General features: G+C 44.3%; 15 protein-coding genes and 1 pseudogene. 12 read left to right on the top strand and 4 right to left on the bottom strand.

Features of this window, described 5'->3' with window-relative positions:
- Positions 1 to 118: 118 nt before the first annotated feature.
- Together RH88_RS13960 and cpdB are read right to left on the bottom strand one after the other, a co-directional pair.
- Positions 119 to 682: a Crp/Fnr family transcriptional regulator gene (locus tag RH88_RS13960; protein ID WP_005597080.1), complete on the bottom strand. Its 564-nt coding sequence runs from the start codon at positions 680 to 682 to the stop codon at positions 119 to 121.
- A 108-nt stretch (positions 683 to 790) separates the two neighbouring features.
- Entirely contained in the window at positions 791 to 2,752 is a 1,962-nt protein-coding gene (gene cpdB / locus RH88_RS13955) for a 2',3'-cyclic-nucleotide 2'-phosphodiesterase (RefSeq protein WP_005597078.1), read from the bottom strand.
- Positions 2,753 to 3,013: 261 nt separating this feature from the next.
- Between cpdB and cobA the strand changes: the two genes are divergently transcribed.
- The 5 genes from cobA to cysC all read left to right on the top strand — a co-directional run bounded on the left by cobA (position 3,014) and on the right by cysC (position 8,812).
- Entirely contained in the window at positions 3,014 to 3,880 is an 867-nt protein-coding gene (gene cobA, locus RH88_RS13950) for a uroporphyrinogen-III C-methyltransferase (protein WP_005597076.1), read from the top strand.
- Positions 3,881 to 3,927: 47 nt separating this feature from the next.
- Entirely contained in the window at positions 3,928 to 4,836 is a 909-nt protein-coding gene (cysD, locus tag RH88_RS13945) for a sulfate adenylyltransferase subunit CysD (RefSeq protein WP_005597074.1), read from the top strand.
- A 20-nt stretch (positions 4,837 to 4,856) separates the two neighbouring features.
- Positions 4,857 to 6,284, top strand: coding sequence for a sulfate adenylyltransferase subunit CysN (gene cysN, locus RH88_RS13940; RefSeq protein WP_005597072.1), 1,428 nt, complete (start codon positions 4,857 to 4,859; stop codon positions 6,282 to 6,284).
- A 174-nt stretch (positions 6,285 to 6,458) separates the two neighbouring features.
- Positions 6,459 to 8,183, top strand: a complete 1,725-nt coding sequence (locus tag RH88_RS13935) for an SLC13 family permease (RefSeq protein WP_005597070.1) — start codon at positions 6,459 to 6,461, stop codon at positions 8,181 to 8,183.
- 11 nt (positions 8,184 to 8,194) lie between these two features.
- Entirely contained in the window at positions 8,195 to 8,812 is a 618-nt protein-coding gene (gene cysC / locus RH88_RS13930) for an adenylyl-sulfate kinase (protein WP_005597068.1), read from the top strand.
- A 158-nt stretch (positions 8,813 to 8,970) separates the two neighbouring features.
- Here the strand turns inward: cysC and RH88_RS13925 are convergent, their stop codons facing one another.
- The gene (locus RH88_RS13925; RefSeq protein WP_005597067.1) at positions 8,971 to 9,432 is read right to left on the bottom strand and encodes a chemotaxis protein CheX; all 462 of its coding nucleotides are present in this window, start codon (positions 9,430 to 9,432) and stop codon (positions 8,971 to 8,973) included.
- 17 nt (positions 9,433 to 9,449) lie between these two features.
- Positions 9,450 to 9,908 (bottom strand): zinc uptake transcriptional repressor Zur, encoded by a 459-nt coding sequence (zur, locus tag RH88_RS13920; protein WP_174269656.1) that lies wholly within the window; start codon positions 9,906 to 9,908, stop codon positions 9,450 to 9,452.
- A 258-nt stretch (positions 9,909 to 10,166) separates the two neighbouring features.
- On the opposite strand from zur, the gene dusA reads away from it, so the two are divergent.
- From dusA to RH88_RS13885, 7 genes and pseudogenes are all read left to right on the top strand, one after another.
- Positions 10,167 to 11,147, top strand: a complete 981-nt coding sequence (gene dusA, locus RH88_RS13915) for a tRNA dihydrouridine(20/20a) synthase DusA (protein ID WP_005597064.1) — start codon at positions 10,167 to 10,169, stop codon at positions 11,145 to 11,147.
- Positions 11,148 to 11,307: 160 nt separating this feature from the next.
- Entirely contained in the window at positions 11,308 to 11,517 is a 210-nt protein-coding gene (gene pspG, locus RH88_RS13910) for an envelope stress response protein PspG (protein ID WP_005597063.1), read from the top strand.
- A gap of 72 nt (positions 11,518 to 11,589) precedes the next feature.
- Positions 11,590 to 12,252 (top strand): TIGR04219 family outer membrane beta-barrel protein, encoded by a 663-nt coding sequence (locus tag RH88_RS13905; RefSeq protein ID WP_005597062.1) that lies wholly within the window; start codon positions 11,590 to 11,592, stop codon positions 12,250 to 12,252.
- A 150-nt stretch (positions 12,253 to 12,402) separates the two neighbouring features.
- Positions 12,403 to 12,631: pseudogene (locus tag RH88_RS13900) on the top strand (hypothetical protein).
- Between the two features lie 120 nt (positions 12,632 to 12,751).
- On the top strand, positions 12,752 to 14,602 hold the full coding sequence (locus tag RH88_RS13895) for an assimilatory sulfite reductase (NADPH) flavoprotein subunit (protein WP_005597060.1): 1,851 nt from the start codon (positions 12,752 to 12,754) through the stop codon (positions 14,600 to 14,602).
- Positions 14,602 to 16,326, top strand: a complete 1,725-nt coding sequence (gene cysI / locus RH88_RS13890) for an assimilatory sulfite reductase (NADPH) hemoprotein subunit (protein WP_005597059.1) — start codon at positions 14,602 to 14,604, stop codon at positions 16,324 to 16,326. Before RH88_RS13895 ends, cysI begins: the two co-directional genes overlap by 1 nt.
- Complete coding sequence (locus RH88_RS13885; RefSeq protein WP_005597058.1) at positions 16,319 to 17,095, top strand: phosphoadenylyl-sulfate reductase; 777 nt, start codon at positions 16,319 to 16,321, stop codon at positions 17,093 to 17,095. The genes cysI and RH88_RS13885 overlap by 8 nt, the downstream gene beginning before the upstream one ends.
- Positions 17,096 to 17,129 lie beyond the last annotated feature (34 nt).

Raw genomic sequence — 17,129 nt, 5'->3', positions numbered from 1 at the left:
TTAATCTTTACTCACCATAGCAAGCGAGGCGTTTTTCAACATTAACATTTGTTAAGCTCAGCGCCAATTTTGCCATATATCTTGAGATGGCGATGAGTAAAATAGCGTGGGTTTTCGACTAACCCTGAATGCGGTGTTTTATTCGACTCAGGCTAACCGAAGAAATACCAAGGTAGGCGGCAATCTGATAGTCAGTCAGACGCTGCTCAAGCTGTGGGAAATGGTGACAGAACAGTTGATAGCGTTCTTCAGGGCTATACAGCAACATAAAACGCTCTTTATTCTCTTTATGCATCAGTTGCGCCTCGACCAATTTCAAATAGATAGGATGATGAGCCAAACGCCATTGTTGTAGTGTCTTGATAGGTAAACAAAGGATCAAACACGGTGTAAGAGTTTCAATTAAAAAGGGTGAACCTTGTTGTTTGATTAGGCTTTCAAAACCAATGACCCAGTCTTGCTCCCAATAAAACTCTTTACTGAACTCTTTTCCTTGTTCAGTGAGATAACTGGCGTGGCAAAGTCCTTCTAAAACAAAATAAAAAGCATTAGCTCGCGCACCTTGTTCTACTAATATATGGCGTGTTGGCAACTCTAATGGACTTGCGAGTTCGACCAGTTGTGCAATTTCATCATCTGAGAAATCATGCTGGCGAAGGTGGTCTGTAAAGCGTGAATCCATAAAGTGCTTCCTTCCTCATACGGGCAAAATAGCCATAAAAAAGCCGCTATATAATGATAGCGGCTTGAGTTTAACTGCTTGCCCTACAACAAGGTAGGTAACAAGTGATTATTTTTGTAGATCAATTTGGTAAATCGCGAAGCCAACATCATCGGTTGCGACTTGCTTCATTGGGTATTGACCTTTGTCTTTAATAAACTGAGTTGCTTTTTCGCTTGGCGAGGTTTCAAAACGAATATCAAGTTTCTTATCCGCAGTGATTGGTGCAAATGTCCAGTTGTTATCAGCACTTGGCGTTACTTCACCTTTCTCTTTGCTTACGCGAGAGATATAAGCGGCAACTACTGAGCGGTTTTCATCTGGTGAATCAAACGCAATGTGGTCGCTACCCGTACCGGCAAATTTGTTGCTGTATGCACGGTAGTTGTTGGTTGCCACGATGAACTCTTGGTCCGGGTTGATTGGTTTACCTTGGAACGTCAAACCGACGATACGTTTAGCGTCTGCGTTAACCAGTTTACAGTCACCGTCGTATTTTGCAGGTTGAGTGATATCCACTTGGTAGTTAACGCCATCCATTACATCAAAGTTGTAAGTACGGAAACCATCCCAGTTAATCAGAGATTGTGGTGCTGTTGTGTTGATGTCGATTTGGTTAAATTGACCCGCAGAACACTCTAACCACTCTTGTACATCTTTGCCGGTCATCTTCAATGCAACCAGTGTATTTGGGTATAGGTAAAGATCCGCTGCGTTACGGAACGTTAGCTGACCAGATTCAACTTCGGTAAAGCCTGATGGGTCATCTTTACGGCCGCCCGCTTTGAAAGGCGCAGCAGCAGAAAGTACTGGAATGTCAGCTAGATCTGGGTCACCTTGAATAAAGCGTTCAACGTAATCTTGTTGTGCAAGGTTAACGATTTGTACCGTTGGGTCGTCTTGAACAAGAGACAGGAAGCTGTACATTACGTCATTCGCTTTACCGATTGGCTGGTTAACAAATTCACGTGTACCTTTGTGGTCAGCTTGTAGTGCTTGAACCATGCCTTCGTCGGCTTTAGCTAACGACTTCTTGTTGATGCCATCGTAGATAGGGCGAGCTTCTGCTTTGCCTTCAACGACTTGCCACTTACCATCTTTTTGTGCCAATTGCAGATCAATCACGCCAACATGGCTACCCCAACGGCCTGGCATCACTGATGCTACGCCATTAATGGTACCGTTTTCATTGTCAACGCCAGGAATGTTATCAAAACCTTTACCAGGGAAAACCGCGTGCGAGTGGCCAAAAGCAATCGCATCGATGCCTTCAACGTCCGCTAGGTAGTAAGTCGAGTTTTCTGCGCCTGATTTGTGCGGATCAGAGGCAACTCCTGAGTGCGGGATCGCCACGATAACGTCAGCACCTTCCGCTTTCATTTGTGGGATCAACTCTTCTGCTGATTCCTTGATATCTTTGGCGAAAACTTGGCCTTCTAAGTTTTTCTTATCCCAAATCATGATTTGAGGTGGCACGAAACCAATGTAACCCACTTTGATTTGATGCTCTGCGCCATCAACATCTTTAAATGTGTGTGTTTTGATGATGTAAGGCTTGAAGTAGTGTTTGCCGGTTTTCTTATCAAATACGTTAGCACTCACGTATGGGAAGTTGGCGTCATTGATGGTTTCTGCTAGAAACTCTAGACCGTAGTTAAACTCGTGGTTACCAATGTTGCCCACATCGTAGTTTAGTTGGTTCATTGCCTTGTAGACAGGGTGAACTTCGCCCGCATCAATGCCTTTATCAGCCATGTAGTCGCCCATTGGGCTACCTTGGATCAAATCACCATTATCAACCAGTACGCTGTTTTCAACTTCAGCGCGAGCTTGTTTAACTAAAGTAGCAGTACGTGTAAGACCGATTTTCTCAGAGGCTGAGTCTTTGTAGTAATCGTAATCCATCACGTTAGTGTGAATATCAGTTGTTTCAATAATACGAAGTTTGATCGTATCTGCCATTGCAGGGCCTGCCATGGTCAACATGCCACCAAGCACTGCTAGGGTTAAAGGTTTCACTGCTACTTTCATTTTTTTCGCTCCGATAGCGTTATTTTCACTGCGGCTAATGTAACAAAATGTCATGTAACTAGATTCTAGATGCATTTCAAAATGTGACATTGAGCTGCTGTTTAATGCGGTTCTGTCGTTACATTCTCAGATTTTTTGGCGTTTATTTCACCGTTCCATTTTTTCTCTTATCAGTTATTGATATAAAAAATGAAATTTTAGAATTTCAGGTAATATGCCTAGAAGTCCATAATGCAGTTATTCACATGGAAGGATGGCAATATGGCGAGCAAGGAAACAGTGTCTCAGTTCCCCCTGAACCACTTAAGAGCAAAACAAGAAACACCTCTTCGCCCAGTCTTGAGCGCAGTAAGTCAGTTGCGTCACGGAGAAGTTGCACTGGTTGGCGCAGGCCCTGGTGATGCTGAGCTATTGACGGTCAAGGCATTGAATTTTATTCAACAAGCGGATGTGGTGCTCTACGACTACCTTGTCTCTGATGACATTTTAGCACTGATCCCAGATGACACGATTTTAGTCTGTGTTGGTAAGCGAGCTGGCCATCACAGTGTACCGCAAGAAAAAACCAATCAATTGTTAGTGGATTTTGCCAAGCAAGGTCATCGCGTTGTACGTATTAAAGGCGGCGATCCGTTTGTCTTTGGTCGTGGTGCTGAAGAGCTCGAAGTGCTTGCCGATGCGGGTATCCGTTTTCAAGTGATCCCTGGAATTACTGCTGCCGCTGGCGCAACCGCTTATGCGGGGATCCCTCTTACTCACCGTGATCACGCGCAATCTGCCATGTTTATTACCGGTCACTTGAAAGCAGAAAGCGATGAAATGGATTGGTCAACATTAGCGCGTGGTAATCAGACGCTTGTGATTTATATGGGATTGATGAAATCCGATTACATCCAAGAGCAATTAATTCGTCATGGGCGCCAATCAAGTACGCCAATTGCGATCATCGAACGCGGTACTCAATCGTGCCAAAAAATCTTTAAAGGTCAGCTGTCACAGCTTGCCGAATTAGCGCAAGACGCTCAAGCCCCATCCTTAATCGTGGTGGGAGAAGTGGTCGCACTATCAGAAAAATTACAGTGGTTTAATCAAGAAGATCAATCACTCCAGCAACGTCAATACGCATAACGAAAGACTAGCCGAAACGCTCATAGAGCTGCAAAGGAAGCACCAACATGGACCAAGAACGTTTAACTCACCTTAAACAGTTAGAAGCCGAGAGTATTCACATCATCCGTGAAGTCGCGGCAGAGTTTGATAATCCGGTAATGATGTACTCAATCGGTAAAGACTCATCGGTAATGTTGCATTTGGCAAGGAAAGCCTTTTATCCAGGCAAGATTCCTTTTCCACTGCTGCACGTAGATACCGATTGGAAATTCAAAGAGATGATCGATTTCCGCGATAAAGCTGCGGAAAAGTATGGCTTTGAGCTTTTGGTTCATAAGAACCCAGAAGGCATCGCGATGGGATGTAGCCCATTTGAGCACGGTTCATCAAAGCACACGGACATCATGAAAACCCAAGGGTTAAAACAAGCACTGAATAAATATGGCTTTGATGCCGCTTTTGGTGGTGCGCGTCGTGATGAAGAAAAGTCTCGAGCCAAAGAGCGTGTTTATTCGTTCCGCGATAAAAACCATACCTGGGATCCAAAAAATCAGCGTCCTGAATTGTGGAAGACCTACAACGGTCAAATCAACAAAGGTGAGAGTATCCGAGTCTTCCCGTTGTCAAACTGGACGGAGTTGGATATCTGGCAATACATCTACCTAGAAAATATCGACATTGTGCCGCTCTATCTTGCCGATAAGCGCCCTGTGGTTGAGCGTGATGGCATGTTGATCATGGTTGATGATGACCGAATGAAGCTTGAACCGGGTGAAGTGGTAGAAGAAAAGAACGTGCGTTTCCGTACGCTTGGCTGTTATCCACTGACAGGAGCTGTTGAATCAGACGCGAACACGCTGACCGGTATTATTGAAGAGATGTTGGTGGCGACATCGAGTGAGCGCCAAGGGCGCGCGATCGACCACGATCAGTCAGGATCGATGGAGCTGAAAAAACGCCAAGGCTACTTCTAATTAGGATCTAAGGAAAGAACATGAACAGTGCAGTAGAAGCGCAATTAGCGGAGCTGGGTATTGAAGGATACCTAACCCAACACCAATACAAGTCACTACTTAGATTTCTAACGTGTGGCTCAGTCGATGATGGCAAGAGTACTTTGATCGGTCGCTTGCTGCATGACTCAAAGCAAATTTATGAAGATCAATTGGCCGCCGTTCACAATGATAGCCAACGCGTAGGAACCACGGGCGAACGCCCAGACCTTGCGCTATTGGTTGATGGCTTACAAGCCGAGCGTGAACAAGGCATCACCATTGATGTTGCTTACCGTTATTTCTCTACCCAAAAGCGTAAGTTCATTATCTCAGATACACCAGGGCACGAGCAGTACACGCGTAATATGGCCACGGGTGCATCAACGTGTGATCTCGCGGTGATCTTGATTGATGCGCGTAAAGGCGTATTGGATCAAACCCGTCGTCATTCGTTCATTGCTAACTTGTTAGGTTTGAAGCATTTTGTCGTCGCCGTGAACAAGATGGATCTGGTGGATTACTCACAAGATCGATTTGAACAAATTCGCGATGAATACTTAGAGTTCTCGAAGAACCTGCGTGGTGAAACCAACATTCAGATCTTGCCACTCTCAGCGCTTGAAGGTGATAACGTGGTTGAACCGAGTTCAAAAATGAGCTGGTTTGATGGACAACCTTTACTGGAAATCTTGGAAAATGTCGATATTGACCAAGACAAAGGTGCGGGTGATTTCCGTTTCCCAATTCAATATGTGAACCGACCTAACCTCGATTTCCGCGGTTTCGCTGGCACGATAGCGTCTGGCACCATTAATGTGGGTGATAGCGTGCAAGCATTACCATCGGGTAAAAGCTCGAAAGTCGCGCGTATTGTTACCTTCGACGGGGACTTACCAACTGCGTATGCGGGGCAGGCGGTCACACTTACCCTAGAAGATGAAATTGATATCAGCCGTGGTGATTTATTGGTATTGGACAATACCCAAGTTGAATCGAGTAATCATCTGTTAGCTGATGTAGTGTGGATGACAGAGCAAGCTCTACAGCCAGGCCGCGAATACGATATCAAAATTGCTGGTAAGAAAACCGTCGGTCGAGTTGAGTCGATTCGTCATCAATATGATATCAACAATCTATCCACCCACAATGCAGTAGAGCTGCCACTTAATGGTATTGGTTTGTGTGAGTGGACACTGACTGAATCAGTAGCACTAGATCGCTATACCGATTGCCAAGATACCGGTGGCTTTGTCGTGATTGACCGTTTAACTAACGTGACGGTGGGGGCTGGATTGGTACGTGAAAGCTTGAACCAGGTGGAATTGCAAACAGGTGATATCTCTGCCTTCGAAGTGGAATTTAACGCTTTGGTTCGCAAACATTTCCCTCACTGGGAAGCAAAAGACATTAGTCAGTTACTTAAATAAGCACATATTTAGTGGCTATTTAAGGCATCGAAATCTCGCGCAGGATCAGGATGTGAAGCGCGAGTTTCGATGGATGATGGATGTTCGTATCAGTTCTTTATTCGGTTGGTTGAGTGATGTTTTGAGTCGCACATCGCCGATAAAGACAATGAATGGGTGAAGTAGGGAAGCGGTATGTGGCAACAAGGATTTGTGTTAGCTATCTTGCTTGGTATCGTGATATGCCTTGTCGTGACACGCGCTAAACCAAGCTATATTTTTGCTGGCGCGGCATTTATCGCTTTTATGGCGGGCCTAATTGAACTTAATGAAGTCGCGACCAATTTCACCAATTCATCTTTATTAACTTTAGTGCTATTGATTTTAGCCTCCAGTGCACTAGAGAAAACATTACTCATCAGCTGGGTTAGCCGCAGCCTGTCGACGGGAAGACTAGCCTCGGTTGTCGCCAAAATGGGTATTTCGACTGCGCTACTGTCGTCATTTACCAATAATACTGCCGTGGTAGTGTCTCTTATTGGGGCGATTAAGCGCAATCAGCAACATGCGCCATCAAAGCTACTTATTCCTCTCTCTTATGCCGCCATTTTAGGTGGTACGCTGACCTTGATCGGCACTTCAACCAACTTGATCATTAATAGCTTTGTCGAAGACGCCGGGCTACCCAGTTTAGGTTTTTTTACTCCAACCTTGATCGGTTTGTCTGTTCTGTTTGGTGGCATGTTGATCTTGATCCCATTGAGCTACTTGTTACCCAATTACGATGATCAATCACAAGATGATTTACCTTATTTTCTTGAAGCGCGAGTTGAACCTGGATCGCCACTCGTAGGACGCAGTATCGCGGAAAATAACTTACGTGCGTTACGTAAGCTGTTTCTTGCCGAAGTGATCCGCGCGGGTAAAACCATGCCGTCGGTTGATCCGGAATTTGTGCTGGAAGCCAAAGACCGATTACTGTTTTGTGGTGATATAGAGAGTGTCGCCACTCTCCAAGAGATACAGGGCTTAACCCTATTTGGTCAGCACCACTTAAATGGACAAAGCTTTATTGAAGTGGTGGTCAGTTCCTCGGCCAGTTTTTGCAATAAGACGCTAAAAACCAGTCACTTTCGTGATCGTTTTGATGCGGTGGTCGTCGCGATTCGTCGTGGTCATGAACGTTTAGAAGGTGGCTTAGGCAATGTCACGCTCAACGCGGGTGATACTTTAGTTTTGGTGCCCGGCAAACGTTTTGAAGCGGAGCGTCGAGCACACCGTAAAGAGTTCGTCTTAGTCAATGACCTTGATTCGAGCGCACGCCTTGATTTCCAAAAATCGAGCTTAGTGCTACTGGGGTTTAGCTCGGTGATCGCATTAGCTCTATTAGAGTGGGTGCCATTGATCAAAGGGCTGCTGGTTTATCTATTAGCCTGCTTGGTATTTGGTATTGTTCAGCTTGGCGAACTGCGTCGTCGCTTTCCAATTGATATTGTGGTGATTGTCGGCTCGGCACTTTCTATTGCCCAACTGATGCTCTCATCTGGGTTGTCGGTGAAACTTGGCCAAGTGTTTATTGAAACTTTTAATGGCTGGGGAGTTTTTGGTGCGCTGGTGGCGACATACTTACTCACGCTCATCTTAACTGAGCTTGTCACCAATAATGCGGCGGCTGCTCTGGCTTTTCCTATTGGCTATAGCATGGCGCTCGGTTATGGCGTTGACCCAATGCCCTTTATTATGGCTGTGCTATTTGGCGCCAGTGCGAGTTTTATCTCTCCCTATGGCTATCAAACCAACTTACTGGTTTACAGTGTTGGGAATTACAAATTAACGGATTATGTGCGAGTTGGGATCCCATTATCGATTGTCTATTCGGTACTGGTGCTGACATTGATCCCACTCTTCTTCCCTTATTAAGGATGTAAATAATGACAACGGATACAGCAGTGAAAGATGAAAACATCGTTTGGCATCAGCACAGTGTTGATAAAGCCCAGCGCGCCAAACTCAAACAACAAAAACCGGTGCTACTGTGGTTTACCGGCTTATCGGGCGCGGGTAAGTCGACCATTGCTGGTGCGTTAGAAAATAAACTGGCAGAACAAGGTTTTCATACCTATCTACTGGATGGCGATAACGTTCGCCATGGCTTGTGCAGTGATTTGGGTTTTTCTGATCAAGATCGCCGCGAAAATATTCGCCGTATTGGTGAGTTAGCCAAGTTGATGGTGGATGCTGGACTAATTGTCTTGTCAGCGTTTATCTCACCACACCGAGCTGAGCGTCAGTTAGTGCGTGACTTGTTCCCTGATGGTGAGTTTTTAGAAGTGTTCGTCAATGCTTCTTTAGATGTCTGTGAACAGCGCGATCCTAAAGGCTTGTATAAAAAAGCCCGTGCAGGTGAGATCGCTAATTTCACCGGGATTGATTCTGACTACGAAGCGCCATTAAAAGCTGAGATTAATTTACCGGCAGGAGAGTTGCCGATTGAAGCATTGGTTGAGCAATGTATCAAGGTGCTAAAACAACAAGGTGTCATTCAGTAATGGGATTAGGTTAAATAGCTTTTGGTTAGCTATGTGCTAATTGCTGTTTAACCTGCTCTTGGGTTGCCATGATCCAAAAGCTATCGAGGTTGTACGACAAGCCCGAAAACAAAAAAAGCTTCCATGAGGAAGCTTTTTTATCATTGGTGGCCTAATGCTTATTCAAAACAGATTTCAATAAAAGCATTACCCCATTGAGAGGTAAAAGGCATGATAATGATCGCCCCTTCGCATTTGTGGCGAATGGTGTGGCCTTTACCTGATACAACGATCGGGGTTGCCATATCAAAATCAAAACCACTTTCGGCAAGGATGCGTTTTGCACCGCCGGTAACCATATTGGTGATTTCACCCACCATATCGGTTACTTCATCATTAAGACCATTAGGGCGTTCACCCAACATGTTCTCCATGATTTCTAGCGCTAAACTTTCATCAAAAGTAATCGACATAGAACCGCGAGTTTGCGGACCAACCATCCCGATTAGGCCTGATACATCACCACGTGCAATCTCGTCTTTTTTTACACGAGGCTTTTGCGGCTTCAACTCTAGCGAAGCCATCGTTTTTAGGACGTTCATCAGTGAAGCCAAAAACGGGTTTACAAATTCAGCGCGCATAATACTCTTCTATATCTTTATTCTTTGTTATCAGAGGAACATGACTGACAAATTCCATGTGATTCAATCACATGATTCGTAATCTCAAAGCCATATTTCTCTGCGTTACTCGCCAACAAGGCTACCAAACTATCATCTTGCAGTTCAATCACGTTACTACATTTGTCGCAAATTAGCAGATGCGAATAATGTTTATGTGCGTTACACGAGCAACATTGAATAAAACTGTTGGTTGACTCGACTCGATGGATAAAGCCTTGCTCTAATAAAAAGTCCAGCGCTCGATAAACCGTGGGTGGCTTTGCTTGTGGTTCACTGACTTTTAGTTGCTCTAATAGCTCATAAGCACTGGAGGCTTTTGGGCTCGCACAAATCAGTTCAAACACTCTTTTTCTTTGAGGTGTAAGCCGAACACCTCTCGCGGCACAAATCTCTTCGATTTGCTTTGCTAGCTCTTGATCCAAATCCATCACCATAACCATCGGATTTTATTAATAATATACCACTTAACGCTTAATAGTATGCATTGTTAACGTATAAATGAGTTAACCATCGAGACTTTGATAATTCATCGTGGTGAATCAGCTTGCTGTACCGTCGAACGTTCTAACTTATCAAAATTGCTCTAAAAACGATACATTGGAAGATAAATTGGCGCACATCTTGGGAAGTGATTACAATATTCGGCCTATTTTAATCGCAAAACTAACGCCAATAGACTGGAATTTAGATTTATGACTCATTCGTGCAAGTTCTCCATCGCTCCAATGCTTGATTGGACCGATCGCCACTGTCGTTACTTTCATCGCTTGTTGTCTAGCGAGACGCAACTGTACACAGAAATGGTGACAACGGGTGCCATCATCCACGGTAAGGGAGACTTCCTCGCATACAATGAGCAAGAGCATCCACTTGTACTGCAATTAGGTGGTTCAAATACCGCCGATCTTGCTACGTGTGCAAAACTTGCCGCTGAGCGTGGTTACGATGAGATTAATCTCAACGTCGGTTGCCCATCGGATCGTGTACAGAACGGTCGTTTTGGTGCTTGCTTAATGGCTGAGCCTCAATTGGTGGCAGATTGCGTGGCAGCAATGAAAGATGTTGTCGATATTCCAGTAACAGTCAAAACCCGCATTGGTATTGATGATCACGATTCGTATGAGTTCCTAACGGATTTCGTATCAATCGTATCGGAAAAAGGTGGTTGTGAGCAATTTACTATCCATGCACGTAAAGCATGGTTATCAGGTTTGAGCCCGAAAGAAAACCGTGAAATTCCACCATTGGATTATCCACGAGCTTACCAACTGAAAAAAGATTTCGCTCATTTGGTGATTGCGGTGAACGGTGGTGTCAAAACACTGCAAGAGGCACAAGAGCATCTTAAGCATTTAGACGGTGTCATGGTGGGTCGCGAAGCGTATCAAAACCCATATATCTTGGCGGAAGTTGACCAACTCATCTTTGGCCTTGATAAGCCGGTGAAGAAGCGTACCCAAGTGGTTGAAGAAATGTATCCGTACATTGAGCAACAGCTATCTAATGGTGCTTATCTTGGTCATATGACTCGTCATATGTTGGGCTTGTTCCAAAACATGCCTGGTGCGCGTCAATGGCGTCGTCACATTAGTGAAAATGCGCATAAACCGGGTTCAGGTATTGAAGTGGTTGAAGCGGCACTGGCTAAAATTCCCAAAGAATTGAATGTGTAAAAATTGCCACAATTGAGTGGCGAAAAATACCTCACTCTTAATGAAAGCGTTCTAAATAATAGAGCGCTTTTTTATTTATCTATATATATTAGTCGGTTAGGTTTTTTCTGAAATTGGCATGCTTCCTGCGATAGGTTGTGTAAAGAAGAGGGGAAACGGTATGTTTGAATTAATCTTTATATTAGTGTTTATCGCAACTTTATTAGTTACGGGATTAACCATGGTGACGGTTTTTGCCGCCGCGGGTTTTGCTCTATTGGTGATGGTGTTGCTTGGTATGCTTGGCGCCGTGTTTAAAATCTTGCCGTGGTTGATTGTGATCGCGCTAGGCTTTTGGTTCTTTAAGCATTACGTTTATTGCTCAAGATAGCGAAGTACAGAGGATGTGATAATATTCTGGGTAAGAACTTACAGCGTTGTCTTGCTTAGGAGCAAATATTCGATGAACAGATCCGCATTCACACTTATAGCAACACTATCGATGGCCTCAACATCGGTAATGGCCCAATCTTTCACTGGTGATATTGGCGCTGATGTGTGGTTTGGTGATAGTAAAATCGATGAGACTCGTCGAGATGATGCTTCTGTGCCAACCCTTTATTTTTCGCTAGAGCATGATATGGACTACGTGCCGAACGTTGGTTTTCGCTACACGAGTGTTGATACGGACTACGCAGGGTTTGATAAATACGACTTTACGTTTTACTACAAAATTCTTGAACGTGAGTTAATGACATTTGATGCGGGTGCAACATTAACGCAGTACAGCAATAGTCATTACCGAACCAAAGAGTCTGCAACGCCTAAGTATGACTTTAATGAGTTAACCTTTAATTGGTATGCCTACGCAGAGCTTTATATTCCTAATACCAATTTTGACATCATCGGTCAGTTTGATTTTGGTAACAGTAAAGGCATTAAGAGTGCTGATGTATTAGCTGGGCTACAATATAAAATCAAAACCAATTCAGGCAATGTTGTTTTACGCGGTGGTTATCGCGTTATCGACTTGGAGTTTGAAGATCTTGCCAAGCAATCTCCGGCGACAGCGGAGTCTTATGTTTTTGTAAATGGTTTCTTCCTTGGAGCGGAATACAATTTCTAGCCTTTCTGAGAAGATTTTTTTAAAACGTCGCTTTTTAACGCGGCGTTTTTTTATATCTTTTTTTTATAATAAAGGGGGATTTGTTAGCAGTTCTAGCACTATGCGCCATGCTTATACGATGAAAGGGAGTTTTAACTAGGGCTAGTGAACATGACAATTAATGAGCTTAGAAATCTTTATCGTGAGAACAAGTTGGTTGAGGCCATCATTGAACCTTCCGCGGAAGAGGGCTTTTGGGTGGTGGAGTTTCGCCATGCGCATGGTGAATTCTTACTTTTTAACCGATGTTCATGGTGAAGAGTGTCATTACGGTGATTTAAACTTAGCCTCGAAATCGGCCATGGCGGTGGGTTTCAATCAGGTACGTGTTGAGAACTGATTTAGCCCTCTTTCCCAATGCTTTAATTCCAAAAGTTATAAAACATTCACTTCTATTCTTTCTTGTTATTAAAAAGAGTGGTTAATCTATAATCACGCAATGAACAGGGATGTCGAGACCATGTCTTTAAACAAGAATGTGTCCTCTCAAGGAAACACACAAGAATTACCATCAGTCGCTAGCCCACTGAATGATCAACAATTAAATCAACTACAACAAACAGTGACCGATTTATCGTCACAGCAATTAGCTTGGGTGAGTGGGTATTTTTGGGGTTTAGCCCAGCACCTACAACCTGCTGCCGCTGCTGCGCCGATTAATCAAGCCGCTGCCGCCGTTGCTGCCAAACCTGCGGGCAAGTTAGCGATTATCTATGCGTCGCAAACTGGTAATGCAAAGGGGGTTGCAGAAGCTCTGGAACAAGAAGCCAAGGCACAAGGTATTGCTGTGCAACTTTTTGATGCTAGTGATTATAAAGGTAAGAACTTAGCTAAAGAGACGCACGTTATCATCGTGGCCTCAACTAACGGCGAAGGCGAGGCGCCAGATAATGCCATTGAATTGCACGAGTTTCTGCAATCAAAGAAGGCGCCTAAATTACCTAACCTACAATATGGTGTCATTGGCTTAGGCGATTCTAGCTACGAATTTTTCTGTCAAACCGGTAAAGACTTTGATCAGTATCTAGCAAAACAGGGAGCGACAGCTTTCATCGATCGTATTGACTGTGATGTTGATTACGAAGCGCCAGCTGGAGAATGGCGAGCTAAAGCACTGGAAGTGGTTAAAGAAGCGCTTTCTTCTGGCGCAGAAGCGGAAGTTGTACAGCTACCTGTCGGCCAAGCGGCAGGGCATTCTCAATACACCAAACAAAATCCTTACACCGCAACGCTGTTAACCAGCCAAAAAATCACAGGCCGTGATTCAGGTAAAGATGTTCGTCATATTGAGATTGATCTCGATGGCTCAGGTATTACTTACCAGCCAGGCGATGCATTAGGTGTTTGGTATGAAAACAGTGCAGAACTTGCCAATGCTATTTTGGCTAAAGTTGGATTGTCAGGCGTGGAGAGTATCGATGTCGATGGTGAAAGCCTATCTATCCACAGTGCACTGGTCGCCAAATATGAAATCACGACTGCTAATCCGCAATTTGTGACTAAGTTTGCTGAGCTATCAGCGAGCAAAAAATTGCAAAAGCTGGTGGAAGATAAAGATAAGCTGCGTGAATACGCGGGTAATACTCAGATTGTTGATGTATTAGCAGAGAAGAAAACCAAACTTAACGCAGAACAATTGGTTGGTTTACTGCGTCGCTTAACGCCACGTCTTTATTCAATTGCTTCGGCTCAATCGGAAGTTGATGAAGAAGTGCATTTAACAGTCGGCGTGGTCGAGTATCAGCAAGGTGAAGAAACTCGCTTTGGTGGCGCATCCAGTTATCTTTCTCATCGCCTTGAAGAAGGTGGTGAAGTGAAAGTCTTCATCGAGAACAACAATAACTTCAAGTTACCTCAAGATGACAATACACCAGTGATCATGATTGGTCCTGGAACGGGTATTGCGCCATTCCGCAGCTTTATTCAAGAGCGTGATAATCGTGATGCGGAAGGAAAAAACTGGTTGTTCTTTGGCGATCGCACCTTTACTCAAGATTTCCTTTACCAAGTTGAATGGCAAAAGTATTTAAAATCAGGTGTTTTATCCCAGCTTGATGTGGCCTTTAGCCGTGATCAGCAAGACAAAGTTTATGTACAACATCGTCTTTTAGAGAATGGTCAGCAGTTATGGCAATGGATAGAAGAGGGTGCTTATCTCTACGTGTGTGGTGATGCGACCCGCATGGCGAAAGATGTTCATGAAGCATTGATTGAAGTAGTGCAAGAACATGGCAAGTTAAGCAAAGAAAAAGCAGAGGAATTTATTACCACTCTGCGTAAGGAAAAACGTTACCAAAGGGATGTGTACTAATGAGCAAAGAACAACAAGAAGTACTCGGTGAAGTATTGGGCCCTTTGGCTGACAACGAACGATTAAAGCGTGAAAGTAACTATCTACGTGGAACGATTGAGCAAGATTTACAAGATAAAATCACGGGTGGTTTTACGGCAGACAATTTCCAGTTGATTCGCTTTCATGGCATGTATCAACAAGATGACCGTGATATTCGTAATGAGCGTGCAAAACAAAAACTTGAGCCGTTGCACAATGTCATGCTGCGTGCACGTATGCCAGGTGGCATTATTACGCCAACTCAATGGCTAGCGATTGATAAGTTTGCCACTGACCATTCACTTTATGGCAGCATCCGTCTGACTACGCGTCAAACGTTTCAGTTTCATGGGGTATTAAAGCCAAACGTGAAACTGATGCACCAAACGCTCAACAGTATTGGTATTGATTCAATTGCGACAGCGGGTGATGTAAACCGTAATGTTCTATGTACCACTAACCCAGTTGAATCAGAGCTTCATCAAGAAGCTTATGAGTGGGCGAAAAAAATCAGTGAGCACTTATTGCCGAAAACCCAAGCCTATGCCGAAATTTGGCTTGATGGTGAAAAAGTAGAAACCACTGAGAATGATGAACCGATTCTCGGAAAACATTACCTACCACGTAAATTCAAAACGACGGTTGTGATCCCTCCGCAAAATGATGTTGATGTGCATGCTAACGATTTGAACTTTGTGGCGATTGCGGAAAACGGCAAACTGATCGGTTTCAACGTGCTGGTGGGCGGTGGTCTTGCTATGACTCATGGTGATACTTCAACTTATTCTCGTCGAGCGGATGATTTTGGTTTCGTTCCTTTAGATAAAACATTGGATGTTGCCGCGGCAGTCGTGACGACTCAACGTGATTGGGGTAACCGTTCTAACCGTAAAAATGCAAAAACCAAATACACCTTAGACCGTGTTGGGATTGATGTGTTTAAAGCGGAAGTCGAAAAGCGTGCAGAAGTTAAGTTCTCCGATAGTCGTCCTTACGAGTTCACTGAACGTGGTGACCGAATCGGCTGGGTAGAAGGTATTGATGGCAAGCATCATCTTGCTCTCTTTATAGAGAACGGTCGTTTGCTCGATTTTCCAGGCAAACCACTCAAAACGGGAATGGCTGAGATAGCCAAGATTCACAAAGGTGATTTCCGTATGACCGCCAATCAAAACTTAATTGTGGCTGGGGTATCTAAAGCAAATAAAGCCAAGATTGAGAAGATAGCGATTGCACATGGTTTGATGGATGACACCGTGAGTGAGCAGCGTAAAAACTCAATGGCGTGTGTCGCATTCCCTACCTGTCCTTTGGCGATGGCAGAAGCAGAACGTTTTCTACCGCAATTTGTAACGGATGTAGAAGATATCTTGGTGAAGCATGGCCTACCCAAAGAAGACAACATCATTTTACGTGTAACTGGTTGTCCTAATGGCTGTGGTCGCGCGATGTTGGCGGAGATTGGATTGGTCGGAAAAGCCCCAGGACGTTACAACTTACATTTAGGTGGTAACCGTGGCGGTACCCGTATACCGAAAATGTACAAAGAGAACATTACTGATAAACAGATCTTAGAAGAGATTGATCAGCTGGTGGAGCGTTGGGCTAAAGAGCGTAATGACGGTGAGGGTTTCGGTGATTTCACCATTCGCGCTGGCATTATAGAAGAAGTCTTCGTATCTAAGAGGGATTTGCATGCTTGAGTCGACAACACAAAAGGTAGAGCTTCAGCAATTACTGGCACTGACAAAAACAGAGCAAATATTGCAACTCTCTTCTATTAACCACCAACTAGAGCAAATGACAGCGCAGCAGCGTGTTGCTTGGGCAATCGAAAACTTGGGCGGAGAGCACGTGGTTTCGTCGAGCTTTGGTATTCAAGCGGCACTCATGCTTCATCTTGTGACGCAAGCAAAACCAGATATCCCAGTTATTCTGACTGATACCGGTTATCTCTTTGGAGAGACCTACCAATTTATAGAGCAATTAACCAAGCAGTTGACTCTAAACCTCAAAGTGTACCGCGCAAAGCAAAGTCCAGTGTGGCAAGAAGCTGTGTACGGTAAGTTGTGGGAGCAGGGGATTGAAGGTATAGAGAAGTATAACAAGCTAAATAAGGTTGAACCGATGCGCCGAGCGTTGGATGAACTGCAAGTTGGTACTTGGTTTTCGGGGTTGCGTAGAGAGCAATCCCAATCCAGAGCAAATTTGCCAATACTCTCAATCCAAAATGGTGTGTTTAAATTCCTACCGGTGATCGACTGGAGTAATAAAGATGTGCATTACTATTTAGAAGAGCATGGTTTGGCTTACCACCCACTGAGAGAAGAAGGTTATCTCTCGGTAGGGGATACTCATACCACAAAGAAGTGGGAACCTGGAATGAAAGAAGAAGAAACACGGTTCTTTGGCCTAAAACGTGAGTGTGGGCTACATGAAGATGATGGAGAGCAGTACGGATCCGGTATTTAGCTCTATATAGAAGTAAAAAAGGCTGCATTGTGCA

The organism is Vibrio scophthalmi LMG 19158 (assembly GCF_000222585.1).
Lineage (GTDB): Bacteria > Pseudomonadota > Gammaproteobacteria > Enterobacterales > Vibrionaceae > Vibrio > Vibrio scophthalmi.
The sequence above is the reverse complement of the archived record's forward strand: the minus strand, read 5'-3'. Positions and strand labels throughout refer to the sequence as shown.

Coding starts and splice junctions, on each gene's coding strand:
- RH88_RS13960 (WP_005597080.1), bottom strand. CDS start 682: ATGGATTCACGCTTTACAGACCACCTTCGCCAGCATGATTTCTCAGAT.
- cpdB (WP_005597078.1), bottom strand. CDS start 2,752: ATGAAAGTAGCAGTGAAACCTTTAACCCTAGCAGTGCTTGGTGGCATG.
- cobA (WP_005597076.1), top strand. CDS start 3,014: ATGGCGAGCAAGGAAACAGTGTCTCAGTTCCCCCTGAACCACTTAAGA.
- cysD (WP_005597074.1), top strand. CDS start 3,928: ATGGACCAAGAACGTTTAACTCACCTTAAACAGTTAGAAGCCGAGAGT.
- cysN (WP_005597072.1), top strand. CDS start 4,857: ATGAACAGTGCAGTAGAAGCGCAATTAGCGGAGCTGGGTATTGAAGGA.
- RH88_RS13935 (WP_005597070.1), top strand. CDS start 6,459: ATGTGGCAACAAGGATTTGTGTTAGCTATCTTGCTTGGTATCGTGATA.
- cysC (WP_005597068.1), top strand. CDS start 8,195: ATGACAACGGATACAGCAGTGAAAGATGAAAACATCGTTTGGCATCAG.
- RH88_RS13925 (WP_005597067.1), bottom strand. CDS start 9,432: ATGCGCGCTGAATTTGTAAACCCGTTTTTGGCTTCACTGATGAACGTC.
- zur (WP_174269656.1), bottom strand. CDS start 9,908: ATGGTGATGGATTTGGATCAAGAGCTAGCAAAGCAAATCGAAGAGATT.
- dusA (WP_005597064.1), top strand. CDS start 10,167: ATGACTCATTCGTGCAAGTTCTCCATCGCTCCAATGCTTGATTGGACC.
- pspG (WP_005597063.1), top strand. CDS start 11,308: ATGTTTGAATTAATCTTTATATTAGTGTTTATCGCAACTTTATTAGTT.
- RH88_RS13905 (WP_005597062.1), top strand. CDS start 11,590: ATGAACAGATCCGCATTCACACTTATAGCAACACTATCGATGGCCTCA.
- RH88_RS13895 (WP_005597060.1), top strand. CDS start 12,752: ATGTCTTTAAACAAGAATGTGTCCTCTCAAGGAAACACACAAGAATTA.
- cysI (WP_005597059.1), top strand. CDS start 14,602: ATGAGCAAAGAACAACAAGAAGTACTCGGTGAAGTATTGGGCCCTTTG.
- RH88_RS13885 (WP_005597058.1), top strand. CDS start 16,319: ATGCTTGAGTCGACAACACAAAAGGTAGAGCTTCAGCAATTACTGGCA.